The sequence below is a fragment of the Pseudomonas ekonensis genome, assembly GCF_019145435.1.
Lineage (GTDB): Bacteria > Pseudomonadota > Gammaproteobacteria > Pseudomonadales > Pseudomonadaceae > Aquipseudomonas > Aquipseudomonas ekonensis.
The window spans coordinates 2,412,623-2,438,135 of record NZ_JAHSTS010000001.1 but is presented as its reverse complement, the minus strand read 5'-3'; the positions used below and the strand labels follow the sequence as shown (position 1 = coordinate 2,438,135).

Annotated in this window: 19 protein-coding genes; 6 read left to right on the top strand and 13 right to left on the bottom strand. The window is 61.6% G+C overall.

The annotated features are described in order from the left end of the window. Nucleotides 1–12: 12 nt before the first annotated feature. From KVG96_RS10690 to KVG96_RS10675, 4 genes are all read right to left on the bottom strand, one after another. Nucleotides 13–783 (bottom strand): EboA domain-containing protein, encoded by a 771-nt coding sequence (locus KVG96_RS10690; RefSeq protein WP_217892010.1) that lies wholly within the window; start codon nt 781–783, stop codon nt 13–15. Next, on the bottom strand, nt 780–1,667 hold the full coding sequence (locus KVG96_RS10685) for a UbiA family prenyltransferase (protein ID WP_217892009.1): 888 nt from the start codon (nt 1,665–1,667) through the stop codon (nt 780–782). The genes KVG96_RS10690 and KVG96_RS10685 overlap by 4 nt, the downstream gene beginning before the upstream one ends. After that, complete coding sequence (locus KVG96_RS10680) at nt 1,664–3,538, bottom strand: 3-dehydroquinate synthase (protein WP_217892008.1); 1,875 nt, start codon at nt 3,536–3,538, stop codon at nt 1,664–1,666. Before KVG96_RS10680 ends, KVG96_RS10685 begins: the two co-directional genes overlap by 4 nt. Nucleotides 3,539–3,804: 266 nt before the next feature. Continuing rightward, nucleotides 3,805–4,737, bottom strand: coding sequence for an NAD-dependent epimerase/dehydratase family protein (locus KVG96_RS10675; RefSeq protein ID WP_217892007.1), 933 nt, complete (start codon nt 4,735–4,737; stop codon nt 3,805–3,807). 235 nt (nt 4,738–4,972) lie between these two features. Here KVG96_RS10675 and KVG96_RS10670 point away from each other — a divergent pair, with 235 nt between their 5' ends. Then, complete coding sequence (locus tag KVG96_RS10670; protein WP_217892006.1) at nt 4,973–6,487, top strand: sensor domain-containing diguanylate cyclase; 1,515 nt, start codon at nt 4,973–4,975, stop codon at nt 6,485–6,487. 151 nt (nt 6,488–6,638) lie between these two features. Here the strand turns inward: KVG96_RS10670 and KVG96_RS10665 are convergent, their stop codons facing one another. The 5 genes from KVG96_RS10665 to KVG96_RS10645 form a co-directional block, all read right to left on the bottom strand. After that, nucleotides 6,639–8,825, bottom strand: a complete 2,187-nt coding sequence (locus KVG96_RS10665; RefSeq protein ID WP_367617486.1) for a DEAD/DEAH box helicase — start codon at nt 8,823–8,825, stop codon at nt 6,639–6,641. A 43-nt stretch (nt 8,826–8,868) separates the two neighbouring features. Continuing rightward, on the bottom strand, nt 8,869–10,164 hold the full coding sequence (locus KVG96_RS10660) for an ATP-binding protein (protein ID WP_217892004.1): 1,296 nt from the start codon (nt 10,162–10,164) through the stop codon (nt 8,869–8,871). Then, nucleotides 10,161–12,269, bottom strand: a complete 2,109-nt coding sequence (locus KVG96_RS10655) for a tellurite resistance TerB family protein (protein ID WP_367617479.1) — start codon at nt 12,267–12,269, stop codon at nt 10,161–10,163. Before KVG96_RS10655 ends, KVG96_RS10660 begins: the two co-directional genes overlap by 4 nt. A 112-nt stretch (nt 12,270–12,381) precedes the next feature. Continuing rightward, nucleotides 12,382–13,140 (bottom strand): AAA-type ATPase lid domain-containing protein, encoded by a 759-nt coding sequence (locus tag KVG96_RS27500; RefSeq protein ID WP_225927400.1) that lies wholly within the window; start codon nt 13,138–13,140, stop codon nt 12,382–12,384. 344 nt (nt 13,141–13,484) lie between these two features. Next, nucleotides 13,485–14,096 (bottom strand): TetR/AcrR family transcriptional regulator, encoded by a 612-nt coding sequence (locus KVG96_RS10645; RefSeq protein ID WP_217892001.1) that lies wholly within the window; start codon nt 14,094–14,096, stop codon nt 13,485–13,487. A 559-nt stretch (nt 14,097–14,655) separates the two neighbouring features. Between KVG96_RS10645 and KVG96_RS10640 the strand changes: the two genes are divergently transcribed. From KVG96_RS10640 to KVG96_RS10625, 4 genes are read left to right on the top strand one after another with little or no spacing between them, the layout of a single operon-like run. Next, complete coding sequence (locus KVG96_RS10640) at nt 14,656–16,077, top strand: DUF1329 domain-containing protein (RefSeq protein ID WP_217892000.1); 1,422 nt, start codon at nt 14,656–14,658, stop codon at nt 16,075–16,077. 26 nt (nt 16,078–16,103) lie between these two features. Beyond that, nucleotides 16,104–17,750 (top strand): DUF1302 domain-containing protein, encoded by a 1,647-nt coding sequence (locus KVG96_RS10635; RefSeq protein ID WP_367617478.1) that lies wholly within the window; start codon nt 16,104–16,106, stop codon nt 17,748–17,750. Nucleotides 17,751–17,758: 8 nt separating this feature from the next. Further along, nucleotides 17,759–20,173 carry an efflux RND transporter permease subunit gene (locus KVG96_RS10630; protein ID WP_217891998.1) on the top strand — a complete coding sequence of 805 codons (2,415 nt, stop codon included), beginning with the start codon at nt 17,759–17,761 and terminating at the stop codon, nt 20,171–20,173. 10 nt (nt 20,174–20,183) lie between these two features. After that, on the top strand, nt 20,184–21,155 hold the full coding sequence (locus KVG96_RS10625) for a WD40/YVTN/BNR-like repeat-containing protein (RefSeq protein ID WP_217891997.1): 972 nt from the start codon (nt 20,184–20,186) through the stop codon (nt 21,153–21,155). Between the two features lie 115 nt (nt 21,156–21,270). On the opposite strand, the gene KVG96_RS10620 is transcribed toward KVG96_RS10625, so the two are convergent. The 3 genes from KVG96_RS10620 to KVG96_RS10610 form a co-directional block, all read right to left on the bottom strand. After that, nucleotides 21,271–22,443 (bottom strand): ATP-binding protein, encoded by a 1,173-nt coding sequence (locus tag KVG96_RS10620; protein ID WP_217891995.1) that lies wholly within the window; start codon nt 22,441–22,443, stop codon nt 21,271–21,273. Nucleotides 22,444–22,453: 10 nt separating this feature from the next. After that, nucleotides 22,454–23,143: a response regulator gene (locus KVG96_RS10615; RefSeq protein WP_217891994.1), complete on the bottom strand. Its 690-nt coding sequence runs from the start codon at nt 23,141–23,143 to the stop codon at nt 22,454–22,456. Between the two features lie 72 nt (nt 23,144–23,215). Further along, complete coding sequence (locus KVG96_RS10610) at nt 23,216–24,040, bottom strand: MipA/OmpV family protein (RefSeq protein WP_217891993.1); 825 nt, start codon at nt 24,038–24,040, stop codon at nt 23,216–23,218. A 582-nt stretch (nt 24,041–24,622) separates the two neighbouring features. Between KVG96_RS10610 and KVG96_RS10605 the strand changes: the two genes are divergently transcribed. Further along, on the top strand, nt 24,623–24,892 hold the full coding sequence (locus tag KVG96_RS10605) for a hypothetical protein (protein WP_217891992.1): 270 nt from the start codon (nt 24,623–24,625) through the stop codon (nt 24,890–24,892). Nucleotides 24,893–24,967: 75 nt separating this feature from the next. Here KVG96_RS10605 and KVG96_RS10600 read toward each other — a convergent pair whose 3' ends face one another. After that, entirely contained in the window at nt 24,968–25,468 is a 501-nt protein-coding gene (locus KVG96_RS10600) for a cupin domain-containing protein (protein ID WP_217891991.1), read from the bottom strand. Nucleotides 25,469–25,513 lie beyond the last annotated feature (45 nt).

The window sequence follows — 25,513 nt, the reverse complement described above, 5'->3', positions numbered from 1 at the left end:
GCGGGTTGGGCTTCAGTTCGATGGGGTGCCGGCCAGGCGGGCGCGCCACTCCGGCGGCAAGCGGTGCTGCCGGTTCAGGTCTTCCAGCCGCTGGCGTTGCGCAGGGCCGAGCAGGCTGAAGGCGATCACCCGGGGCAGGCCGGCGGACACCGTGCGTTCGGCGGCGAGCTGCTCTTCCAACAGGTCGAGGGCCAACTGGTTGAGGGTGCCGCTGTGCCGCTGCGCAAGGCCGTTCAGGCGTGCGGCGTCGAGCCCCATGCCGAGAGCCTTCAGCACCAGTTGGTGGAAGGCCCGCTCGGGGTAGTGCCGCGACGGGTAAGGGGTGTCGAGGGCGAGGGCGGCGAACACCTGGCTGTTGCTGGTGCGGCCGGCCTGCAACGCCAGTTCAAGGCAACGGCCATGGCTGTCGAGCCAGTCGAGGGCTTTGAGCAGGGCGATCTTTTCGTGGTCGTCGCCCCATCGAAACAGTTGGTGCAGCAAGGGCAGTTGCGCGCCGGGGCCGTGGTGTTCGAGCACGTGGGCCAGCAACAAGGCGCGCGCCAGTTCCAGGGTGCTCCAGCCGCTGTCGGGCATGCCCCGTTCGCGCAGATGGCGTTTGCATTGGCTGCTCAAACGCGCGGCGGTGTCAGCGTCCGGGGATCGGGCGAGCTGCTCCTGCGCTTCGCACCACCATTGCAGTTCGGTCTGATCCAGCTGGCGGCTCAGGGCCTGGCGCCGTTCGGCCAGGCATTCGCGGCGCATGTCGAGTGCATCCGTGGGCGGTACGGTGACGTCCATGTTCATGTCGGTTTCACCCAGCGCTGAAAGTGGGGAAGCAGGAAAAACACCATCACGCAGAACAGGCTGCCCAGCGGCTGATCGGCCACGGCCATCACCAGGGCATCGAACAGCGGCAGGGCCGCCAGCCCCGCACCGATGAAGGCACGCACCTGCCGTCGTCGGGGATCGGCAAGGTGCCGCCGGTAGTGCCATCCCAGCCAGCCGAGCCACAAAACCAGCACAGGCCAGAACCACAGATTGTCCGCGTACACCGCCAGGGCCAGCGGGCTCAGCATCAGGGCCAGCGGCAAGCGGCTGAGCAATTGGTTGCGGTGTTCCTGGCGGGCCAGGTAGGTCAGCCCGCTGATGTACACGCCCAGCAAAACGGCGCACAGCCAGATGGGCTCCGGCGGCACCGCCAGGCTGGCCGCTGCGGTGAGGTACAGCGCCGAACGGCAGGCGCCCATCAGCCAGACGCTGTGGGCGTACTTCTTGTGCAGCAGGTTGTAGCCGAGAATGCAGCCCACCAGCAGCACGACGCTGCCCAGCAGCCAGTGCGGCTGCTCGGTCAGTCGGCTCAGGCCCAATGCCGAGGCTGCCGCCAGTACCAACAACAGCACGGTGGCGCGGCGCACGTGTTCCCGGCTGACCAGACCCAGGGTGATCGGCCGCGGGTTGTGGTGCTGCCGATCCCAGTCGGCATCCAGCAGGTCGTTCAGCAGCATGCCGGCCAGGTACAGCAGCGAGAGCGTGACCAGCAGCAGGACCCACACCAACGACGACGGCGGCGCCAGGGCGCCGGCACTGCTGGCCAACAGCGCGGCGGCCAGGGTGTTGGTCCACACCGTCGGCAGGTTGGAGATCCGGCCGAGGGTCATCCAGGTCTTGAGGCCCGACATCTGGCTCATTGCGCGCAGCCCTCGTTCAAGGCGGGTGCCGCCGCACTGCGGGAGGACAGCCGGGCCAGCGCCTGCTCCATCAGCCGGTCATCGATCTCATGCAGGTCGATGGATGCGCCGATGCGGTTGAGCAGCGGGATGGAAAGCTGCCCGCCCAAATGCTGGCGGAACTCCTCCAGCCCGAGCAGCACCTGGGAACGGCCCTGGGCATCTTTCAGCGCCAGTTCCGGCGGACACAGGTTGAAGCCGAGCCGGGTCAGCAGATTCAGCACACGTTCGGTCTCGGCATCGCTCAACAGCCCCAGGGCATTGGCGTAGAGCCCGTCCAGGGCCATGCCCACCGCGACCGCCTCGCCGTGGCGCAGGCGGTGACGGCTGAGGTTCTCCAGCCGGTGCGCGGCCCAGTGGCCGTAGTCCAGTGGCCGGCCGTTGCCGCGTTCGAAGGGGTCGCCGGCGCCGGTGATGTGCCCCAGGTGCAGCTCGGCGCAGCGGCGGATGGCGTAGCGGCTGGCCGGATGATCGAAACGGGCGAGGGCGTCGGCCTGTTGCTCCATCCATTGGAAAAACGCGTCGTCCTTGATCAGCGCCACCTTGACCGCTTCGGCCAGTCCGGCGATCTGGTCGCGGCGGCTGAGGCTGGTCAGCAACTGAAAGTCGTTGATCACGGCGGTGGCGGGGTAGAACGCGCCGAGCAGGTTCTTCTGGCCGAAGGCGTTGATGCCGTTCTTCACCCCGATGCCGGCGTCGTTCTGGGCCAGCACCGTGCTGGGGATGCGGATCAGTCGGATGCCCCGGTGGAAGGTCGCGCAGGCGTAGCCCACCGAGTCCAGCACGGCGCCGCCGCCCAGGGCCAGGACATAGCAGTGCCGGTCCAGCCCGTGTTCCAGCATGTCGGCGTACAGCTGCTGCAGCACCTCGGCCGTCTTGCTCAGTTCACCGGCGGGCACGGCGATGGGCGGCGCCTTCAGGCGCAGGTCGCCGGCGTGGGCGGCGAACCAGGCTTCGATCTGTCCCGACAGCTGCGGGGAGGATTTCAGCAGCTGTTCGTCGGCGAACGCCAGCACCGTCACCGGTTCCCGTTGCCCGGCGCTGAGCTGTTGGTGCAGACAGGGGTTGAGCGGGTCGAACAGATGATCGGTGAACAGCACCGGGTAGTCGTAGCTCACGTCGAAGCGGCCTTGCAGCGGACGCTCCAGCGCTGGCCTGCGCAGGCTCTTGAACAGGCTGTGCCCGGCGAGGAACAGCCCCGGCAGCACCATGCTGGCGAGGAGGGTCACCAGCAGCGCGTTCTGTTCGACGAGCAGGGTGCCGATGGCGCTGTAGGCCAGCGCCAGGCCGGCATTGGCCAGGGTGGTCACCAGCACGAACGCGCGCAGCGGATAGCGCTGCATGCCGGCGGCCACCACCGAGGTTTCCGCCAGCACCGGCACGCCGCGCAGGCAGATCAACGACAGCGTGCCCAACCGGTAGGCCAGTTGCCCCGGCTTGCGCTGATGCAACCCGAGACGGCCCGACAGCACCCGGAAATACCCGGCGCCCAACGCATATCCCAGCCAGGCCCCCAGGCACAGGCCGATGAAGATCACCAGATACCCGCCGATACCGCCCAGCGCGGCCACCGCCAACAGCGCCACCATGCTCGACGGCACCGGCAGCACCACGTCCAGGGCCAGCAGTGCGATCAGCAGCAGCGCCAGGTTGATGTGCTGGGCGGGTGTGCGGGGCAGGTACAGGTCGAGTTGGGCGACGACGTCGTGGATCTGCTGCTCGAACAACAGGAAGCTGGCGATCACAAGACCGGAGAAGCAAAACAACGACACCCAGAAATGATCAGCAGGCCCGCGTGCCGAACGCACACGGTGCAAAAGACTGCGCTTCATCAAGCATCCCTCTTGATTCGTTTTGACTGAGATCCGTTTCAGTGACTAAAGGCAGTGTGCTGATGGTTTTCTGGGGGAGGGCGCCTCCTGGCTGGGTGATGGTGTTTTGATGTTATTTAGTGGGAACTAACACAAAACTAGACGGTCGCCGGGGTTTTGCAAGGAGGAGATGAGGCGGGGCGTTGCGGTGTGTTTTGAGGGAGGGTCAAGCGCGGGTGCCCCGGTGTCGGGGCACCCGCCAACCCGCTCAGAGCGGGGCGCGGCGTCTAGCGGCGCCCCGAACCTGCAAGCACCTGACTCAGCCCCTCACGGTAGGTCGTGACCCTGAACTCCGGGAAACGCCGCTTGAACTTCGAGGAATCGAACAGGTTGTCGTGTTCGTACCGCGGCAGCAGCTCGCGCAGTTCGCGCACTGGCTTGGCGATCAGGCCGACGGCGGTCAGCGTCCATTTGCCGAGCACTTTGTAGGTCGGTTCCCTGCCGACGATGCCGGACGCCAGCGCCACGAATTGCTTGTAGGTCAGGCGGTCGTCGTCGCAGGGCAGGTGCCAGGTCTGGCCGTAGGTGTCCGGCGTGTTCCCCAGCGCGGCCAGGGCACGGCTGGCGTCCGGCGTCCAGATCAGCGTGCGCCGGGTATCGTCCCGCACGGGCACGCGGGGCGTCTTGCCGGCCTTGAGGTTGTCGAGGATCAGGGCGTTGGTGAAGCTCTGGGTCTTGCCCGGCCCATAGAACTCCGGGGCGCGGCCGATGACGACGGGGATGTCGCCTCGCTGCATTTCCCGAAGGACCATGGACGCCATCTGCGCGCGCACCCGGCCTTTGCGGCCGAACGGCTCGAACGGAGCGTCTTCGGTCAGCACGCGCGCATCCTGCGGGTACATGTAGGTGTTGTCGAAGTACACGAACTTCGCACCGGCCGCACGGGTCGCGTCGAGTGCGTTTTGCAGCATCACGGGGAACTGTGTTTCCCACACTTGCGTGTCCGGCGGCAGGCCGGCGGTGAAGTAGACGATGCTGCTGCCCTTCACCGCTTTGGCCGCTTGTTCGGCATCCAGAAGGTCGGCCGGCGCCAAGGTGTCGGAGTCATTGACCTTGAGGGGCTTGCGGCTGACGAGCCGGATGTCTTGCGTATGGGTTCGGTGCAGTTCGCGGGCCAGCTCCATGGCAATCTGGCCGGTTGCTCCCAGGACGGTTTGCATGGTGTTTCCTATGAAGATTGAGGGTACCGGGTCGGGGTGGTGTGCACCCTAAGATTAAAGCTGCCTTTAAGGTCAAGCGCATTCTTTGGGCGGCGGCAGGCAAACCCTGTAGCCCGACGGGCGGATTTTTCGCAGGAAGCCTAAAGTTCGGACGGGCCCGGCAGAAAACTCGTAGGCATCGCCGGGCGCTCCTGTCACGGTGATCGACCCCTTCGGTTTGCAGACTCCCGCCGCCATGAATGCCTTGTTGCTGTCACCCCACCTGATCGGTACCAACATTCTGATCGCCAGCGCCATCATTTGCCTGGCGCTGTGGTACTACTCGCGGCCCCATCCAGGGCCTGGCCTGTGGACATGCGGCGTCCTGCTGGTGACGGTGGGCCAGTACCTGGCGCAAGGCACCGCCTATACGGCCTCGTTGCCCTACAACGTGCTCTGCCACAGCTTGCTGACCGCGGGGGAAACGGTGCTGGTCATCGGCGTGTTCCGTTTCCTCGGCCGGCCCACGCCCTGGTGGCTGATACCGGTGACCTTCCTGGCCGCAGCGCCCTGGTGGCTGTGGCACTGGCTGGTGCAGCCGCTGGAGGCCGGTGACGTCGTGGCCTTGTATGCGTTCCTCAGCGCCTTTGTCCGTGGGATGGCCTGCCATGCGCTGCTGCGGCTGCCGGGCGACCGTCGGTTGCACAGCGCGCGGCTCTTCGCCGCGCTGATGTTCGGCTTGCTGGCCTTGAGCGCCGCCGGCAGCGGGGTTCTCGGTCTGTTCGAGGGCCTGTCGCAGAGCCAGGGCCGGCAAGACGTCGAGCCCGCCGCCGAAATGCTCGCCTACAACGTCGGTTATCCGTTGTGGATCCTGTGCCTGTTCGGCCTGACCCTGCTCAGCCTGCGCCGCTTCCTGCTGGCGGCCCAGAGCAGTGCGGCGCGCTTCGAACGCCTGATGAACATCACCAGCGCCGCGGTGGTGATCGTGCGCGACGGCCGGATCGTCGATGCCAACCCGGTGCTCAAGCACCTGTTCGGCTGCCCGCGGGAATTTTTGTACGAGCGTCCGCTGGAAGACCTGTTCGAAACCGACGAAGATTTGCAGAAACAGCTGGGCCGCTGCGACGGTGTGGCGCTGGACCGGGTGGCGGTGCGCTGCGACGGCAGCCGGTTCGCTGCGGAGCTGACGCTCGCGGCCCTCGACGATGGCACCCAGGTGGCGGAGATCCGCGACGTCAGCGGTCGCAAATCCCTGGAACAGGAACTGCGCCAGACCGCCGCGCGGGACGCCTTGACCGGCGTCCTCAACCGCCGCGCCTTCATCGAGCAAGCTCAGCTTGAGCTGGCCCAAGTCCGCCTGCAGGGCCGTCCGGCGTGCCTGGCGATGTTCGACATCGACCACTTCAAACGCGTCAACGACACCCATGGCCACCTGGTGGGCGACCAGGCGCTCAAGGCTTTCAGCGCCGTGTGCGAAAGCCATGTCCGCCGTACGGACCTGTTTGCCCGCTATGGCGGCGAGGAATTCGTGCTGCTGCTGCCGCAGACCGACCGTGAACAGGCCCTGGCCTTGCTGGAGCGCCTGCGCGAAACCTGGAGCCAGCATCGGTTGCCGGTGCCCGGCGGCGAGCTGGCGTCGACCGTCAGCATCGGCATGGTGCAACTCGACGGCGAGGCTTCGCTGGAGCATTGGGTCAGCCTGGCCGACCAGGCCCTGTACCGGGCCAAGCACGAAGGGCGCAACCGCACGCGGGTGCATGCCAGTGAATGACACAAGGACTAGATTAGATTGCAACTAGGGTCACTGCGCCCATTGTCCGGTGCAGATTAATATGCGCGATGTGCCACGGCTGGCTGAATGCTGTGACCCGATCGGCGCGAGCGCCTTTGAACAAGAGGCTGTCAAGTTACAGCCGTCAAGATTAGTCACTGAGCATTCGAGCCGTTTCGATGGCTCCACGCAAATCAAGTTGACTTGAAGCAAACGATCGCATGAGGAGTGAAGGGGGCAAAGCCCAGTCCCATTTTTCCCTTATCAAATTTTCGACGTCAGCCAGAATGGGCTCTATATCTGAGATGTCCATTTCGCCTACAACACGCAATGCTCGCCGCGTATCGTTTTCGTCAAACGCCACCTCTAAACTGAGTCCAGTACTCTCACACTGAATGCCCTTATGCTTGAGCAGCAATGCCAAAGCATCATTCGTGTAGTCCCCTCGCCAAGTAAGCAGGTGGCTAGCATTGGATGAACCGACGATGGACTTGGCATACAGGCCCATCGCATGGAAATTGGCTCGTGCTTCCTCAAGCAGTTTTTGAGCTTGATTGTCCAGGAAAGGACAGGGGATCGTTTCCATCAGTACGCTTCGCATCTCTTGTCGGACGCGATCATGTACCTGTGCACTCAACCCTTCGAATTGTGGAGGTTCACCACCATGCGCCGCAGTGACTACGATCACTTTTGCCTCAAGGTCGACATCCTGAACCTCCCAACGACGGCCTCCGAAAATGATGCGTTGCCCCTTGGTCAATGGCTTGCTGATCGGTAATGACCCGAGCTGTTTGCCATCCCGGAGTAAACGAAACTCCTCATCGCTCGTGAACGCCGTATAGAATTCGTAATGGTTAACCAGCCGCTCACCGAGCTCTCCCGGGAGCAGAAGTCCAGAACTGTCTTGGACAATGAGTTCTTTCTCGCCCATGCATTTGAGCAAAGCTATCAGGTCAGCTTTGGATACACTCGCAAAAGCTCCACTGGCGATAAGGATGCTCCATAGTTGCGTCGCTGAAGCCCCGCCTAGCTGTGCAATCGTAGACAAGCACTGCTGGACAAGCGTTGAAGCGTGCATGCCTTGCGATCGGGGTGGTTCAAACCAACCCTCGATCAGTAAGCGGATCATGGCAATGGTCTGGACAAGCCCTTCTCTAAGTTGGTCAGAAAGGTCTGATTGATCGGTTAACGGTCGTTCGCGGCAATATGCTCTCAGTGTTGCGGGTTCTCCCGGTCGGCGGCCAGAGCGTCCGAGACGCTGCCTCAGACTAGCGACTGATGGTGGACTGCCAATCTGAGCTACTGTCTTGATGTTGCCAATATCGATACCCAACTCCAAGGTGGTCGTGCATACGGCAGAGGCCGGAGGGTATCCCGCCTTCAGCGCCTGCTCAGCGTCCTGTCGCAGATCCTTGGACAAACTGCCATGGTGCGGCCAAAACTCGTTGGGCAGGCCGTCTTGCTCGCACAGCAAACGTAGGCGGTCGGCAAACCATTCGACCTCCTGCCTCCTGTTGGGGAAGATCAGATTGTTGTGACCTCTGAGTACCTTGTAGAGGTGACCTGCGATTGCCGTCCTCGATCCTGAAATGTTGCCTCGCGCTTGCGCCTCCTCAGATGAAGCTTGTACATCGACCACACCTGATTGGCTGATATGCTCGGTTACCACATCCTGTATCGGGCGTTCAATGTAACCGCGTACTTGGACTTGAAGTTCTTGGCCGGTAGATTTGGATTCGATAACTGTTATGTCATCCGGGTGAACTGGCCTCAAGAACATGCGCGCCAAGGACATTTCACCTAACGTGGCGGAAAGACCAACCCTAGGCAACGTACGGGCAACAACGAGTTCTACCCGCTGCATCAGAGACTGCAACTGCTTACCGCGCTCGCTACCAATAAATGCATGTAATTCATCTACCACGATATAGCGCAGGTTCTGAAAGATCCCTGGAAGGCTAGAACCGCGGTTTACGAACAAAGCTTCGAGTGATTCGGGAGTTATCAGAAGAATACCTTCTGGCGACTTTAGAAATCGTTGCTTTCTGCTCGATGAAACATCGCCATGCCAAGCAACCACAGGCACATCAAGCCGTTCGCACAGGCGGCTTAGTCTGTCCCACTGATCATTGATCAATGCCTTGAGTGGGCTGATGTAAAGAACAGCACCAGCACTGTCTGTGTCGTTCAGCAGGTTTGTCAGGATGGGCAGAAACGCTGCCTCCGTTTTACCCGCCGCAGTGGATGCTGCGATGATTACATCGCGATCTGCATCCACCAAGGCAGGAGCTGCCCACTCCTGAGCATCGCGCAATGACGTCCATCCCTGCGTCCAGATCCACTGCTGAATCTCGGGATGGAGAAGTTCAAAAGACGAAGAATCAGAGCTTGAAGGTGGCAAGTTCATCATCGGTCTCGACCTCAAGATCTTGCTGCCCACCATCGTCTTTGGTCAGTTCGATGGCGCCCAACAGGCTACGCCAATCCGCTTCCGGATTCTGCTCAATCACGGCGAGTAGATTGATGAAAGCGGTGATGGTCGTTCGCGGCGTGCGGAAGTAAGCTTCGCCAAGACGCTGACTACAGTGCGCCATGAAAGCGGGAATGGCCTCGTCGGGCAACAAAAATTTCTCAGGCTCGCCGCAGGCATAAACATTTCGAAGCTTCTGCAATAGAACATAGAAGTCCTCGGGTGTCAGGCTGCTGAGGCGAATTACAGGGCCTGATAAGTCGACTAAGCCGGATCTCGCAAAGCTGTTTTCAGCGAGTCGGGATTGCAGGGCAGGGTAGCTATAGAGACCGCGACGAGTGTCCATCAAAAACTCGGGCGTTCCACCTAGCACAAAGCCCAGACCCTCAGCTGAACCCTGCAGGGAATCGTTGAGGATGCGCAGAATCTGTTCGTAGTTTGCGTTCCGGGCTTGGGCATTCGCCAGCTTGTACAAGTTTACGAGCTCGTCAAGGCAGACCATCAAACCACCAAAACCCGCTAAACGTACAAACCGCGACAGCAATTTGAGCTGATCGTATATAGAAGCATCGTCAACGATTGTACGCACGCCTAGTGCGGCCCTCGCATCGGTCTTGGTGGAAAACTCACCACGGAGCCAGCGGATCGCATCGGCCTTGAGTTGCTCGTTGCCGTCCTCAAAACCGCGGCAATAAGCGGCAATCACATCTGCGAAGTCATAACCGTTGACCATTTCGGTGAGTTCCGCCAAGTACTCACGAATGATCGCTTCGCTCTCCACACCTTTCGTCTTGGCTTCAGTTTTGGCTTGGGAGATGAATTTCTCCACCACTCCCTGGAGTGCACCTCCATCAGGTTTGGTGCGGGTAGCCATGTTCTTTGCAAGTTCAGAATAGAGGGAGCGCGCTTGGCCACCTGACGCATGTAAACGCCGATCCGGATTCAAGTCGGCATGCATGGTCACCAGCTTGCGTTCCATGGCGATACCGCGCACCAGATTGAGAAAGAACGTTTTACCAGCACCGTATTCGCCAACCACAACACGGAAGGCTGAACCGCCGTCTGCCAGACGATCCACATCCTTGAGCAGGGAATCGAGCTCACCAGCTCGGCCCACCTGAATCAGATGTTGGCCTACACGTGGCACTACACCTGCGCGTAGCGATTGGATGACCGCATCGCGATCCTTGGCTCGAATCTTACTCATAGGGCTAATTCTTCCAGAATATCGGGGTTGATTTCGATGGGGTCATCGCCTTCGGTCACGGGAATGTCGAACAATTCGAAGGCCATATCATTGATTCGCTCCAAGCTGCCGTCCAGCATCAGTTCCATATCGCTGGCAACGTCCTCCAGTTCGGCCCGACTCCATTCGGTGCGCGAAACCAGCAAACGCAAGAACGCGGAGTGTTCGACATCTAAGCCATGGACAGTCGCGAACTGCTCAACAGAGCTATCCTCCCCCTGGTCGATGACGTCAATCTGGGGGACGTCGGCAGCCGTTGACTCCTCGCCGAACACATTAGCTAGAAGAGCAGACACTTCGGCGGTCTCTTGTTGCAACCGGGCAATCTTAGCCATATCCAGAGTGACCCCCCCTTCGGCACTTGCTACCGTCGGTGCCGCGTCCATCGAGGCTACTGGCTCCGTCTGGAGCGGGCGCACTGCGGCGCTATGCAGATCGCTGTAGACAAGCTGAGGGTCTAGGGAAAGGGACTTATAGACGCGCTCGAGAAGTTTCACTTCCTGCGGCGTAACCTCCCCATCTGCTTGAGCTAGATGGGCTAGGAAACCGGCAATCTTTCGTTTGGCTTCTGAGGTGAGCGGCTCCAACTTCTTCTTGAGACTTGCCAGCGTTGGGGGCTGCTTGAGTTGAATCTGCAGGTGTGCTTTCAAACGTTTACGATGCGCTCCGCAGAGGTGATCCCATGAGTCGATGTGACTGAACAGGAGTTTCACTTCTTCGAGTGAGGTGTCGCCGTCTGCAGCGGCTACTGCACTAGCCAGATCAAGCGTTACTGCTGCGGCGCCGTATGCATCGTTGGAACGAAGCGTGCCTTCATCCGAATCTGCGGCGAACAACGCAATGGTGTCTTCTGCTTTGGGTGTGCGGCTGCCAGAAAGAACATCCGGCTCTAGACCGATACGCATGCTCTCCAGCGCGCGGGCGAGGGCGAGAACTTTGTCGCGAGAAAGTGCACCAGCGGATTTGAATCGACCTGCCAGCTCGCCGAAACTCATGCAGATGATCTCTCCACCTACACGTTGTTCTAATTGCTCCAGTTCCGCTTTGGCTTCATCAGGCCACAGCTCTATGGGCAGTTGCAGAATTGATTCCAGGCTGTTGGCGGCGTCTGGGTTGCGTCCCAAGTACCGGCTGTAAGGATCGAGCACGGCGCTGCAGTCCTCTACGATAACCTGAAGCTTGTTTCGCGTTCCTGAGGTCGCAGCGACGTCCGGCAAGTCGCCTACCGATACTGCTGGAATGCTCAGACCAGCGGATGCTGGCCGATAAGCCGTTTTTAGCTTGGTCTTGTTCCGGGTTAAGGGAATGCCGTTGGGAAAGCGTTTTGCGAACTCGTTTTTGAAAAGCGTTGCGAACTGCTCCGGGCAACGGGTAACGGGGGTGCGCCTGGAGATGTTGGGCTCAGTCAATGCCCAAGTCAGAGCCCAGCTTGCGTTGAGCGGATATTTGTCCACGGCCATTTGACCTAACGCGATACGAAGCGTCATGGGCAGTTCGTAGCCATCGACGGCGGTGATATCTGGCTCGGTTAAATAGCTCTGGGATTCGACTGTGCCCGCATCGAGATGTGCAAGGAAGCGGGTAGCGTATCCGCGGAAAGAATAGTTATCACCGTAAAGATCGAGAAGACGGTGAACTTCGGCTTTGATGGCAGGAAGCTCAGCCTTTGCCTGAGGATCAACTGGCGCATCGATCAGGGCTCGACGCTCAAGGCCGTAGAAGAACAAGAATACATAACCTGCATCCGCTGGCTGACGGCGGCCTCCCGACAACCACTGCAGGTACGCGCGCCGCGCCTCAGGTGTGATGGAGTTGTAGCTAGGCCAATAGGACATCTGCCGATCAGTCAAGCTCATGGATGAGCGCGCGACACGAAGTGTGGCATCAATCAGTGATGGCTCCTCATTACCAAACTGTGTGGCTCGTTCACAGAGGTAAAGAAATCCACCAGGAATCTGTAGATCGGCGACAGTGACGGCTTCACCCTCGGCAAGCCAACGCACGCCCGTGGATTTGGTATTTGATTTCGGGATCGTAAAATTCAGACCCTCTCTTGCTGCTCCCACGCGGGCTCTGTGAAACTCACGCTCCTGGGGGCCTGTGCTGAATTGAACAGTGACCGTCGGTGAGCTTGGCCGCCTTGAGGCACCAGCAAACTTTGCGGGGAGGTCATTTCCTTCAGGGATGTATAGCTTTTTTCGCGTCAAACGTCTGACAACCCAGGCCAACACGCCTATGGCAAGCATAATCCCGAGCGTAATCCACACGTATTTGGGGATCTGCGCCATAAGGGCAACAACGAACATCAAGGCAAATAGGGCGATCGATCCTCCGTCGCTTCCTTTTCGCTTCCGTGGCATAAGTGCGTTCCGTACGATAATGGCCAGATGGCATTCTCACGGATTTTTGATTGCCGGCCAAGCTGATTAGATCGGGCGGCAAGCGGGCCAGGTAATGCTCGTCCAGGCCGTGGTCGTGCAGCAGTTCTCGGGCGGAGAGCATCGCCCGTTCGATTACTTTTTCCAGTTCCCGGAAATTTCCCGGCCAGGCATAACGGCTCAGATGCGGGAGCAGAGCGGTCGGGATGTCGGCCCCCCCCGGCGGCTGGCCCTGAACCAGCAGGCGCTGGCTGATGCTCCAGCAGATCAGAGCGATGTCTTCTGGCCGCTCGCGCAACGGTGTGGTCCGCAAGCGCAAGATGTTGAGTCGGTAGTAGAGAACGCTGCGAAAGTCGCCGTCGTCCGTGGCGGTGCGCAGGTACTGATGAGTGCCTGGCGGCGGGGCTTTCGTTGTGGATGCCAGAAACTGCGGCAAATAAGGTGCAGCACCTTGGTCATTCACGGGGATAAGGATTTGATGGTCGCCACCGGCGGAGGGATTGCCACCGTTAATGCGATTCCCGGGGCGAAGTTGGTTCTTCTGCCGGAAATGGGGCACGATTTTGCCGACTCACTGAACGATACACCACTTCCGCTATCGGCAGGGCATAGGCTGTCAGCAGCATGTGTTTCATTTAGGGGGCGCAGTTTGCGCTTCCCTCTTTTTACATGTTCAGGTTTGCACTTTTTTGTTTCTGCGTCGCCTGTCTCATTTCATATGAAGCATTCGAGTGGTCACTGTTTCAGCACACTCGATTTATAACTTCATCACCGACTTCAAGTTGCCTGATCTCTTCTGCGCTGGCGTTATGTCTGTTCCTCGACAACGCTGTTGAGCGGGCAGGGGGCCGACACAATTCCATACTTAAAAAGTTCTGAACATCAGGATCCCGCGCCGGATTCTCATGACGTTCGAGCTGCCTCTGGAACCTTTTCGAAAGTCGCCACCAGCAGCTTCATTGCCTGACACGCCGTTTCGGTTTCCGTCTTCAGACGCTCCGTGTCGCTATGGGCGGACCAAGCGACCAGCAGCCCGTCGAGCAGATTGATCAGCAAACGGCTGACGGTGACCGATGCGGTTTTGTCCAGCCCGGCGCCCACGACCTTTTCGATGGCCTGCTCTGTCGCCCGGCCGGCATCGGCATAGATCTGGGTCGCCATGGCGGGATTGTTGCGCAACGACCAGGTGAAAAGCTCGGCCTGCGCGATGGCCAGATCTGGGTGGGTCATGAACCAGTCGACCGCCTGGCGCAGCATTTCCCCCACGGCTTCGGCGGCGGTGGAGCCCGCCGGAACCTGCTCCAAGGCCTGTTGCGGCGTGTTGATCAGCGACTCGTACACCGCATAGAACAGCTCATCCTTGGTGTGGAAGGTGTAGTGCAATGACGCCAGCGGAGACTCGGCCTGCGCGGCGATCCGGCGAGTCGTCGCGTTGGCGGCGCCGTACTTCGCGATCACCTTCACGGTGGCGTCAATGAAATCCTGTCTACGCAGTTCCGCGCCCATTCTGGCCATAGGCTCAGCCTCCTTTTCGGTGTTTGCGTCGGTAATCCGGTTCAGTGTCTGCGGGGATGGATGCTAACGCATGAGTGATCTCTTTCAACATATGTGAAACGCGCTATACCGCCGCCCGGCCCGATTCCCTGGCTGCGCCCACGGCTTTCTGCTTGGCGGAAATGCGTAAGCAAAGCGCCGATCCGAAAGGTGCCACGCCGGTGCAAAAGGGATCGGGCTGCCCCGTGGCGGGGCAGCCCGAGGCGAAACACCGGGTGCGCACGGAGTGGGGCCTGAAGTGGCCTTGGGGCCCCGAAGGGTCAAGTGAATCTTCGTAACAGGTGTTTCCATATTTAACAAAACAGTGCGGACAGTCGACGCACCCGAATCCACGGAAAACCCATAACCCATTGATACGCCTACGAAAAATCCGTCCACCCGGATTTTGGCATATGGCTTGCTTTTTCTGATCGCCGGACTTGATCAACTGATCATGTCAGGTGATCTACCCCTGCGACATCCAGCTTTTCTTGCATATGGGCGGTCGAGCCGCCGGTTAAAGCCCTTTGAGGATCTTGCAATGAATGACGTAGTTGAACGCCCGAAAGGCGCAGTGTTTCCCCGCCCTGCCATCCGGCAATTGATCGTGGGTATCGCTGCAGCGACGGTGGTGCTTTCGGTCCAGGCCGAAAGCGTGGAGCCCGCCATGCTGGGGACGAAGCTGACCCCCTTGGGCGGCGAAGTCGCCGCCAGTAAAAACGGGGACATTCCGGCCTGGACGCAGCCGGGGCCCCAGGGCGCGGGATGGAGTTACGGGCAGGTCCGTGGCGACTTCTGGAAGTTCAAGGGCGACAAGCCCCTGTACAGCATCGACTCGAACAACGTCGCTGAGTACGCCGCCAAGCTGTCCCCCGGCCAGTTCGAGCTGTTCAAGAAGATTCCCGGCTACCGCATGGATGTCTACCAGAGCCGCCGCACCTGCGGCGCGCCGGACTTCGTCGCGCAGAACACCCGGCAGAACATCGGCTTCGCCAGGCTTGACGCCGCAGGGCTCGCCCTCGAGGAAGCCCATGTTCCGGGCATTCCGTTTCCTGTCCCCAAGAACGGCGCAGAGGTGATGTGGAACATGAAGATGCGTTACCGCGGTGTCGGCGTCGAAATCCCACGCAGCGTTTCCGGAATCTCGCCACGCAAAGGCGGGGAGTGGTCGCGCCAGTCGGTGGACACGTTCTTCTTCACGCCGTGGGGCAAGAAGGGCAGTGCGCTGTTCTCGTCCGTCGGGCGCCTGGAGAACGCGACCTTCTTCAACTACCTGGAGCCGGCGGCGCTGGCCGGCCAGGCCGCGGTGCAGACCGCCGTCGCCGGCGAACAGGCCACCACCTTCTACTACTTCCCCGGCCAACGCCGCGTGCGGCGCATGCCGTCGTACTCCTACGACGCGCCGCAGATCGGCCTCGACAACCAGTACACCGTCGATGAAGCGAACGTGTTCTTCGGCACCATGGACCGCTTCGACTGGAAGCTGGTCGGCAAGCAGGAGCTGCTGGTGCCCTACAACATGTTCGGCGCCTACGACACCTCCGCCAAAGTGGAAGCCTTCGCCGGCAACGACTCGATCGCGCCGCAGGCACGCCGCTATGAGCTGCACCGGGTGTGGGTCGTCGAAGCCAACGTCCGCCAGGGCATGCGCCACCAGGCGCCGAAGCGCCTGTTCTACATCGACGAGGACAGCTGGAACGCGGTGATGGCCGTCGACTTCGACAAGCAAGGGCAGATCTGGAAAGTGCGCGAGGGGCTCTCAACGCCCGTGTACGAAACCGGCACGTGCGATGTGGAAGCCCAAATCCAGTACAACCTGGTGGACGGCCGCTACCTCTTCGACATGACCACGGTCGGCGCGGGCAAGACCGACATCCGCTGGCTCACCGAGGACAACGCCAGCCCGCGCCTGAAAAGGGACTTTTTCACCTCCGATAACCTGCGAGCCATCAGCGAACGCTAACGAACGTCGTCAGATCGAGAGCCAGCATGAAAAAAACAATTACGAAAGCTTCAGGCCTTGTCATCGCGTGCGCCACCCCATTTGCAATGGGTTTCACGTTTGAAACCGAAACCGTCCGCGGCTCCTTCGACTCCACGATCACCGCAGGCATGGGCCTGCGCACGGAGTCGCGAGCCTGCAACCTGATCAACCAGGGCGTCACCGGGCACGACGCGCCCTCCGGCTGCCTGGCGCAGAGCTCGGGCGTCGCCGATCAAGGCGACCTGAACTACGACCGCGGCGATCTGTTCACCCACTACCTCAAAGGCACGCATGAGCTGCTGCTGAAGATGCCCGACGACGTCAGCTTCATGGTGCGGGGCAGCTGGATCCGCGACTTCGCCGCCACCGACACCACCGGCACCCAGTCCTTCAACACCCCCGCGAGCGTCGGCGGCGACGGTCTCAGCGACTCCGCCCATGACGACCTTGCGTTCAAGGCCCGACTGCTCGACCTGTGGGTGAGCAAGGGCTTCGAGGTGGGCGAACAGCGCGTCCGGGCGCGCTTGGGCAACCAGGTGATCAACTGGGGCGAAAGCCTGTTCGTGGCCGGCGGCATCAACAATACCAACGCCTACGACTACCAGGCGCTGGCGCGCCCCGGCGTCCAGCTCAAGGAAGCCGTGCTGCCGGCGCCGATGCTCAGCGTCGCCTCCGGCCTGGGCTCGGGGCTCAACATCGAGACCTACTACCAGTTCGGCTGGAACAAGAGCGAATTGCCGCCGGTGGGCAGTTACTGGTCCACGAGCAATGGCCCGGGCAAGGGCATGGGCGATTACGGCTTCTCCGGAAAAAAGGCTCGGGACAGCGGTCAGTGGGGCCTTTCGCTGCGCTGGCAACCGGAGGACAGCAACGTCAACTACGGCCTGTACGTGATGCGCTACCACGACAAGTTGCCGACTTTGAGCGTGGCGGCGCTCGATCCGAACACGTTCGCCGTAGCACCCACCTGGGCGTACCAGGAAGACCGCATGCTGTACGGCGTCAGCGCGAACATGCCGATCGGCGACTGGGCGGTCGGCACGGAGCTTTCGTACCGGCCCAAGGATGCGGTGATGCTCAATCCGGTCGTCGACCTGTGCGCGAACAACGGCGGCAAATGCTGGAAGGACGAAAAGAAATTCCAGTGGCACCTGACCGGCCTGTACAGCTTCACGCCGTCCAACTCGCCGGCGCTGCTGGACTTCACCGGGGCCAGCACCGGCACCTTGCTGTCGGAATTGGTGGTCATCAAGTACCCGGGGCTGCATGACGAGGTCAACGGCGAGCCGCTCGCGGCCGGCCTGAACACCTGGCAGCTGAACCCGGCGATCCCGCCCAAGGCCCATGGCGACAAGACGTCCTCGGGCATCAACCTGGACATGAGCCTGACCTACGACGGTACGTTGCTGCCGGGCTGGCAAGTCACGCCGGGGGTCTTCTACTCGCGCTCGCTGGGGGGACGCACGCCGAACCTCACCGCCACCTTCACGGAAGACGCCAGCAGCATGAACCTGTACCTCAATTTCGTGCGCAACCCGGCCAGTTGGCAGGTGAACCTCAACTACGCGAAGTTCATGGGCGGCGACACGCCTTACGACCAGCTCTACCGTGACCGAGATTACGTCGGCATCTCGATCTCCCGCACACTGTGAGGCCTGCCGTGAACGGTTCTGTGAAATTGACTGAAGCAAGGACGCGCGGCCTGCTGCCGTGCGTCGAGGGCGTCCTGTTCGGGCATCGTCGGCTGGTGCTGGCGAGCCTGGCCGTCTTCACCCTGATCATGGCGTGGTTCGCCGTGCAGCTGCGCATGGATGCCGGCTTCGAAAAGCAACTGCCCATCGGCCACGAGTACATCAAGACCTTCGAGGCCTACCGCAACGACCTGATGGGCGCGAACCGCCTGACCCTCGTGGTCAAGGCCCGCAACGGCGCGATCTGGAGCGCGCCAGGCCTCAAGCGGCTCTACGACGTCACCCAGGCGGTCACCTTCCTGCCCGGCGTATCCCGCAGCAGCGTGCGTTCGCTGTGGACGCCCAATGCCTTCGTCAACGAGATCACCGAAGAGGGCTTCCGGGCCGACCCGTTGGTGCCGGGGACGGTGACGCCCGAACGCCTGGACGATGAGATCATCGCGACCATCGCCAACTCCAGCGCCCAGGGTGGTTTCATCGGCACCCTGGTCTCGCGGGATCAGAGCAGCGCGATGATCACCGCGGAGCTCAATGAGTTCGACGCCAACGGCGCCCGCTTGGACTACGTCGCGTTCAACCATGCGCTGGAGAAGGAAGTCCGCCAGCGCTTCGAGGACGGCGATTTCGAGATCCAGATGATCGGCTTCGCCAAGCAGATCGGCGACATCGCCGACGGCGCGTCAGCCGTGCTGGAGTTCTGCCTGCTGGCGTTGCTGCTGACCACCGCCGCGGTCTATTGGTACTGCCACTCGCTGCGCTTCACCTTGCTGGCCCTGGTGTGTTCCCTGGCGTCGCTGGTGTGGCAGTTCGGCAGCCTGCGCCTGTTGGGCTACGGCCTCGATCCGCTGGCGGTGCTGGTGCCGTTTCTGGTCTTCGCCATCGGGGTCTCCCACGGCGTGCAGCAGATCAACTTCATCGTGCGCGAGATCGCCGTCGGCAAGAGCGCCGAGCAGGCGGCGCGCTCAAGCTTCACCGGCCTGCTCGTGCCCGGCACTTTGGCGCTGGTGACGGCGCTGGTGTCTTTCGTGACGTTGCTGCTGATCCCGATTCCCATGGTGCGGGAACTGGCGATCACGGCCTCGCTCGGCGTGGCCTACAAGATCGTCACCAACCTGGTGATGCTGCCGTTGGTGGCGTCCTTGCTCAAGGTGGACGACAAGTACGCCGCCGCGCAGGAAGTCTCCCGCCAGCGCCGCACCCGCTGGCTGCACGGCCTGAGCCGGCTCGCCGAACGGCGCTACGCCCAGTGGGTGCTGGGCGTGGCCTTGGCGGTTTTTCTGGTGGCGATCTGGCAAAGCCATGACCGGGTCGTCGGCACCTTGCAGGCCGGCGCTCCGGAGTTGCGCGAAGACTCGCGCTTCAACCGCGACGCCGTGTCCATCGCCAGCAACTACGACATCGGCCTGGACTGGCTCAGCGTGGTGTTCGAGGCCAACCGCGACAGCACCGGCGAAGACAGCCGGGCCGCCTGCGAGAACGTCGCGGTGGGGCAGTACCAGGACCGCTTCGTCTGGGCCATGCAGGGTGTGCCCGGGGTTTTGTCCGTCGCGTCGTTCTCCTCGACCATGCGCCAGTTCAACGAGGGCTACAACGAAGGCAACCCGAAGATGGGCGCGGTGCCCATCGACCCGGTGAACTACGCTGCGCTGGCCACCGAGGTCGCGCGCACGCCGGGGTTGATGCGCTCCGATTGCAGCATGTCGGCGGTGCACCTGTATCTGGCCGATCACAAGGCCACCACGATCAACCGGGTGGTGGACGCGGCCAAGGCCTTGCGCAGCGAAAACCCGTCGCCCGACGTCACGGTGCGCCTCGCCTCCGGCAACGCCGGCGTCCTGGCCGCCATCAACGAAGAGGTGGAGAAGAGCGAGACGCCGATGCTGCTGTACGTCTACGCCGCCATCGCCTTGCTGGTGTTCGTCGTCTACCGCGACTGGCGGGCGGTGCTGGTCTGCTGCCTGCCGCTGACCATCGGCACCTTCATCGGCTACTGGTTCATGAAGGAACTGCAGATCGGCCTGACCATCGCCACCTTGCCGGTGATGGTGCTGGCGGTGGGCATCGGCGTCGATTACGCGTTCTACATCTACAACCGCCTGCAACGGCACCAGGCCTATGGCCAGCCGATCACCAAGGCCGTCGAGCATGCGTTGCTTGAGGTCGGCATGGCCACCATCTTCACCGCCATCACCCTGGCCATCGGCGTCGCCACCTGGGCGTTCTCCGACCTCAAGTTCCAGGCCGACATGGGCAAGCTGCTGGCGTTCATGTTCATCGTCAACATGGTCATGGCCATGACCGTGCTGCCGGCCTTTGCGGTCTGGCTGGAACAGGTTTTCCCGCGCAGGCGCCCCGTGCGCATGATCGGCGCGCTGATGCATTGAGGAGAGAGTCATGCGTAACGGTTTTTTGTCCATCGTCGTGTTGATCGCCGCGATGCTGCCGCCGTTTGCCTTGCGGGCTTCGCCGTTGCAGGTGGTGCCGGCGGTGCAGTCGGAACATGCCAGCCAGGCGACCATGCTCGATGCCGTCTGGGCCGGCGAGCGCGTGGTCGCGGCCGGTGACCACGGGATCGTGCTGCTGTCGGACGATCACGGTAAAAGCTTTCGCCAGGCCAGCTCGGTGCCGTTGTCCACGCCGCTCACGGGGGTGTCGTTCGTCGACGCCAAACGCGGCTGGGCGGTGGGCCATTGGGGCGCGATCCTGGTCACTGCGGACGGCGGCGACTCCTGGCAGATCCAGCGGATGTCCAACGAAGAGGACCGGCCGCTGTTCGCCGTGCATTTCTTCAATGCCCAACAGGGCGTCGCCGTGGGGCTCTGGTCCCTGGTGCTGACCACCGAGGACGGCGGGCTGACGTGGACGGAGCAGACGTTGCAGGCGCCGCCGGGTTCGAAGAAGGCGGATCTCAATTTGATGGGACTGTTTGCCGATGGCCAACACAAGCTCTATGCCACCGCCGAACACGGACAAGTTCTGCTTTCCGAGGATGAAGGCAAAAGCTGGCGGTACATCAGCACCGGTTACGAAGGCACGCTGTGGTCCGGCGCCGTGTTGGCGGACGGCAGCCTGCTGTTGGGCGGCCAGCGCGGCACGCTGATGCACGGCACGGCCGAGGGCAAGGACTTTCGCAGAGTGCCGACCCAGAGCAAAGGCTCCGTCACGTCGGTGGCGGTGTCCGGCGGACGGGTGCTGGCAGTCGGGCTGGACGGGCTGATGATGAAAAGCAGCGACGGGGGAGAGCGCTTCGAGGAGAGTCAGTCGGTCGAGGGGCTTTCGCTGACAGCGGCGTTGCTCGACCCACAAGGGGCGCCGGTGTTGTTTTCCCGTCGTGGCGTGTTGCCCACGTCCTCGACAGGGCAGTGAACGCGGTTCAGGGGGAGGTGATTGCCTTCCCCCGAACCGGCCTTCGGCTTGACGTGGAGGGTCATCTCGGGCGATCCCGCATCCTCGAAGTCGTCCCGACCCTGGCTGCCTGGAATCACCCGCCTAGCGAGCGGGGCAAGCTGATCTCAATCTCCATACCGCCTCGCGCACCTCGGCGTGCGGCGATCTCGCCGCCGTGGGCGGTGCAGATGGCCAACGCAATCGACAGCCCAAGCCCGCTTCCGCCCGCACCGCGGCTGCGCGACGGCTCCTGGCGCCAGAATCGCTGAAACACGCGCTGCAGCGCCGCTTCGGATAAGCCGGGGCCGCGGTCGCTGAAGATCAACGTGAAGCGCTCCGGATCCGGGCGCCCCTGAATGTGCAGATCGCCCCCGGTGGCGGCGTAGCGCAGGTAGTTGTCCAGCAGGATGTTGAACAGTTGGCCGATGCGGTTGCGGTCTGCGCTGATCGGCAGCGGCGAAAGACCGTTGACCTTGACCTCCCGCCCGGCGTCGGCCAGTTGCGGCTTGAACCAGTTGATGCGTTCGCGCAGCAGTTCTTCGACGCTGAAGGTGGTCTTCGTCAGGGGCAACTGGCCCGCCTGGGCAAGGGACAGCAGGAGCAGGTCATCGACCAGCAAGTTCAGGTGCTCCAGCTGATTGAGCACCAGGCCGAGCTGCTCCTCATTGGCGGGGAACACGGTGTCGATCATCCCGCGAACCCTGCCCATCGCCGCATTGAGGGGCGTGCGCAGCTCGTGGGCCAGCACGGCGCTGGACGCCTGCACCTCTTGTTCGTAGAGCCTGAGCCGGCGGGTCATGCTGTTGAAGTCGCTGGTCAGGCATTGCATCTCCAGCGGCATTCTTTCGCTGACACGAAGGGTCACATTGAGGTTACCGCCCGCGACCTTCTGCGCCGCCGCGGCAATCCCGATGAACCGCCTCGACAGCGGACGCACCAACAGAAAACCGGTGGCGACGATCAGCGGAAGCGCGGCGGCGAGGAGCAGGGCGATGGTCCACCAGTCGGCCCCGGTGATGCCCGGCCGGATGTCATCGAAATGGTAGTAGCGGGTGATGTAGGCCCACAGCTCGGCCTCATGGCCGGCGGGTTGCTCCATGAGCGAGGCGAAGCGCTGTTGCGCGTGCAGGGGAATGTTGGCGTTGACCTCTTTCTGCCACCAGAGGTAGCGGACCCACATGATCATCGCCATCGAGACGACGGCGCTGCCGGCGATGATTCCCATGCGCCAGCCGACCCATTTCCAGAGCGTGACGGGTTTGTTCATCGCAGCGGCCTCAGTGGAAGCGGTAACCGATCGAGCGCACCGTCACCAGCACGCCGGTGATGCCCTGAAGCTCGAGTTTGCGCCGGATATTGTGAATATGCGTGTCGACCACCCGGATCAGCGCATCGCTGTCCGGCAGGCAGCGGGCCAGCAAGTCCTCCCGGCTGAACGCCTTCTGCGGCGAGCCCAGCAGGATCGCCAGCAGATTGAATTCTGTCGGAGTGAGCTCGACCGGCAGATCCGTGCCGTCCTCCTGAACCACGCCGACCGAGCGGCTGTCCGTGTCCAGCCACAGCGATTCGAAACGCAGCCGGGACACGGCCTTGGCGCCGGCCTGAACCCGGCGCAGCACCGCATGCACCCGGGCGACGACTTCTTTGGGGTTGTACGGCTTGACCACGTAGTCGTCTGCGCCGTACCGCAGAGCGCCGAGCTTCTCCGGCTCATCGCCCATGGCGCTGACCATGATGACCGGCGTGTCACCGCGCCGGCGCAGCGTCTTGAGCACCTCGGATCCGTTCATCACCGGCAGCATCATGTCGAGCAGCACCAGGTCGGGCTTGAGCCGCTGATGCAGCTCGACGCCCATGAGTCCGTCCCTGGCGATCGCCACATCGAAGAAATCCCGTTTCAGGTAGGCCTCGAGAATGCTCGCGCTGTCGGCGTCATCCTCGACGATGAGGATCAGTTTGCTGGTCATAAAGGGCTCGAAGACAAGACTTGCCGCGGCCCGGGCAGGCGACGGCAAGGTTCGGGGGAGGCTGGCGTGCGGTCAAAACGCGTAGTTTACACCGAGATAACTCACGGCCGTGGTGTCCTTGGTGATGATCGGGCTGTGGCGGACCTGGTCGGTGTAGTGGGTCAGCTCGACGCCGGCGATGGTCGACCAATGCTCATCGAACGCATGCATCCAGGTCAGTTCGGACGAGTAGGCATAGATGCCCCTGTCGGCTTTGTAGCTGGCGAAGCGCGACGTGGCGCTCTGCTGGTCGGTGACGCCGAAATAGGTCTGGTTGAAGCGTGCGTTGCCGGCATGGGCATCGAAGCCCCAGGTGACCTTGTCGCGGTCGCCGTCGAACAGCTTGCTTTCGAAGCCCAGGGCGTACTGATCGCCGCGCTTCTCTCCGCCGGTCCGCAGCTCGGCCTTGGCCCTCAGCGCCAGCCAGGAGGTGAGTTGCTGGGCGGCATGCAGGTTGAGCACGGTGGAGCTGCCGACTTCGCCCATGCCTTTGAGCTTGTCCGAACCGTAGCGGTACTTGCTGTCGCCGTCCGCACGGCCTGTGTCCTGGCCGATCGAGGCACTGGCGCTGAAGCCTGAAGGCGACTGCCATTGCAGGCCCAGGCCTTCCTTGAGGTCAAAGAAAAACATTCCGCGTTCGACGCGAAGCATCGGCAGAGCCGTCGATGTGTAGTTCTCCGAGCCCAGGTAGCGAGGGCCGTAGGCGGCGCCGAGGCCAAGGGTGACATCGGTGCTGTCGCCCCAGAGACTGGCGTCGCCGGAACGCGACTCATCGGCCTGCACGCCGGTGGCGATCAGCGAAGCATTGAATGTCAGGGAGAGGATCAGACCTTTACGAAGTCCATTGATGACGCGCACGCGGGTATTCCTTATCAAGATCAAAAAGGCTCGTCGGGGAACCGTCGATGAGCGTTTGCACGGTTGCGCAACGAGTAGACGGAGAAAGCTTACGGAGCCATTCACAAGGCCGGCTCAAGGGTTTTTCAAGATTTGGTCAAGATGGAGAAAAATGGCCGCAGTGCGTTTGAGTTCCTCCAGCACTGAACGAACACGAGGTTTACGCAGCGGGCAAAAACGGCGTTGATTTTTCTGCAAACAGGGCTTTGTGGAAAAGCGACCGAGGTAAGTGGAAATGGACAGCTCATGAGCATTCTGGAATGACACATTATTTAACATAATATACATTATGCGTAGATTCATATGAGGTCATCCAGCCCCGTCTTAGCCAGATTTGCAGCCAACATCACGACCCCGGGCCTCTTTCCACTCCTTCGACCACTGCCTTGTCAATAGCACACTTGAGCGACTGTTCAGGATCCAGCCTGGTGTTAGGCTTTGATTGCGTCACATCACGCCAATGGCCGATCTGTTCAGATTGTTGGTTCATGCAGGTCTGGCCAATGCATTCGCTGCATGTCAGATAACTGAAGGGATTCGAACATGAAAAAGTCCATAGCGGCTCTGGCCGTATCCGCGACGCTCGTATTCACCGCAACGGTCGCGAGCGCCTCCGTGCATCCGACCGCCATCCAGGCCCCGCAAACCGTCAGCCCGGTGACAGCCTCACTGGATACGCCATTCAGAACGCAGCCAAAAGCTGGCGAGATCAAGTTGGCGAGCCTGGCCCGAAGTTGCTCCGATGAACGATATTCCTGGTGGGAATACAGCGGCTGGGAGATCGTTGGCTGTCTCGCCAGCGGCCAGTGGTAACTGTTGAGACGGTTCTGGTGCGTGAGTGCGCACCAGAACCTGTCGATTGTGCCCTGTCCCGTCCCTGACTGGGCATCACAAGGCCAGTTTGTCGATCAAAGCCCGATGTTGCGCAAACCGCTCACTGAGTTCATCTCGTTCGCCCAACCTCATGTCCGCATAGTCGAAGCCCGGCGAGACAGCCTCGCTGATCAAACCGAATCCGTGCTCCCCATCCAATAACCGCGACGCTTTCCAGACACCGCCAGGCACGTACAGCTGCAAGTGCTGGCCGCCCAGGACATCGGCGCCCATCACGACGGTTTTCAGCGTGCCGTCAGGCAGGATCAGGCTGTACTCGATCGCGTCGCCCACATGGTAGTAATGAACAATGTCGGATCGGTTCAAGTGAAAATGCCCGATGGGCGCATCTTCGGTCAGCAAGTAGTAGATCGACGACATCAGATGACGCTTGCCGCCGGGCGTATCGATCATGGGTTCGAGATCGTTTTGATACGTGCGCCGGTAGAAACCGCCTTCGGTGTGGGGTTCCAGGTTGAGCGCGGCCGCCAATTCCCGTGCGTCATATCGGTTCAATCGTTCAGTCCTCGGGATGTTTGATATAACTACACTAAACAGTCA

Coding starts and splice junctions, on each gene's coding strand:
- KVG96_RS10675 (WP_217892007.1), bottom strand. CDS start 4,737: ATGCAAACCGTCCTGGGAGCAACCGGCCAGATTGCCATGGAGCTGGCC.
- KVG96_RS10680 (WP_217892008.1), bottom strand. CDS start 3,538: ATGAAGCGCAGTCTTTTGCACCGTGTGCGTTCGGCACGCGGGCCTGCT.
- KVG96_RS10660 (WP_217892004.1), bottom strand. CDS start 10,164: ATGAGTAAGATTCGAGCCAAGGATCGCGATGCGGTCATCCAATCGCTA.
- KVG96_RS10645 (WP_217892001.1), bottom strand. CDS start 14,096: ATGGCCAGAATGGGCGCGGAACTGCGTAGACAGGATTTCATTGACGCC.
- KVG96_RS10635 (WP_367617478.1), top strand. CDS start 16,104: ATGAAAAAAACAATTACGAAAGCTTCAGGCCTTGTCATCGCGTGCGCC.
- KVG96_RS10640 (WP_217892000.1), top strand. CDS start 14,656: ATGAATGACGTAGTTGAACGCCCGAAAGGCGCAGTGTTTCCCCGCCCT.
- KVG96_RS10615 (WP_217891994.1), bottom strand. CDS start 23,143: ATGACCAGCAAACTGATCCTCATCGTCGAGGATGACGCCGACAGCGCG.
- KVG96_RS10625 (WP_217891997.1), top strand. CDS start 20,184: ATGCGTAACGGTTTTTTGTCCATCGTCGTGTTGATCGCCGCGATGCTG.
- KVG96_RS10690 (WP_217892010.1), bottom strand. CDS start 783: ATGAACATGGACGTCACCGTACCGCCCACGGATGCACTCGACATGCGC.
- KVG96_RS10620 (WP_217891995.1), bottom strand. CDS start 22,443: ATGAACAAACCCGTCACGCTCTGGAAATGGGTCGGCTGGCGCATGGGA.
- KVG96_RS10605 (WP_217891992.1), top strand. CDS start 24,623: ATGAAAAAGTCCATAGCGGCTCTGGCCGTATCCGCGACGCTCGTATTC.
- KVG96_RS10670 (WP_217892006.1), top strand. CDS start 4,973: ATGAATGCCTTGTTGCTGTCACCCCACCTGATCGGTACCAACATTCTG.
- KVG96_RS10685 (WP_217892009.1), bottom strand. CDS start 1,667: ATGAGCCAGATGTCGGGCCTCAAGACCTGGATGACCCTCGGCCGGATC.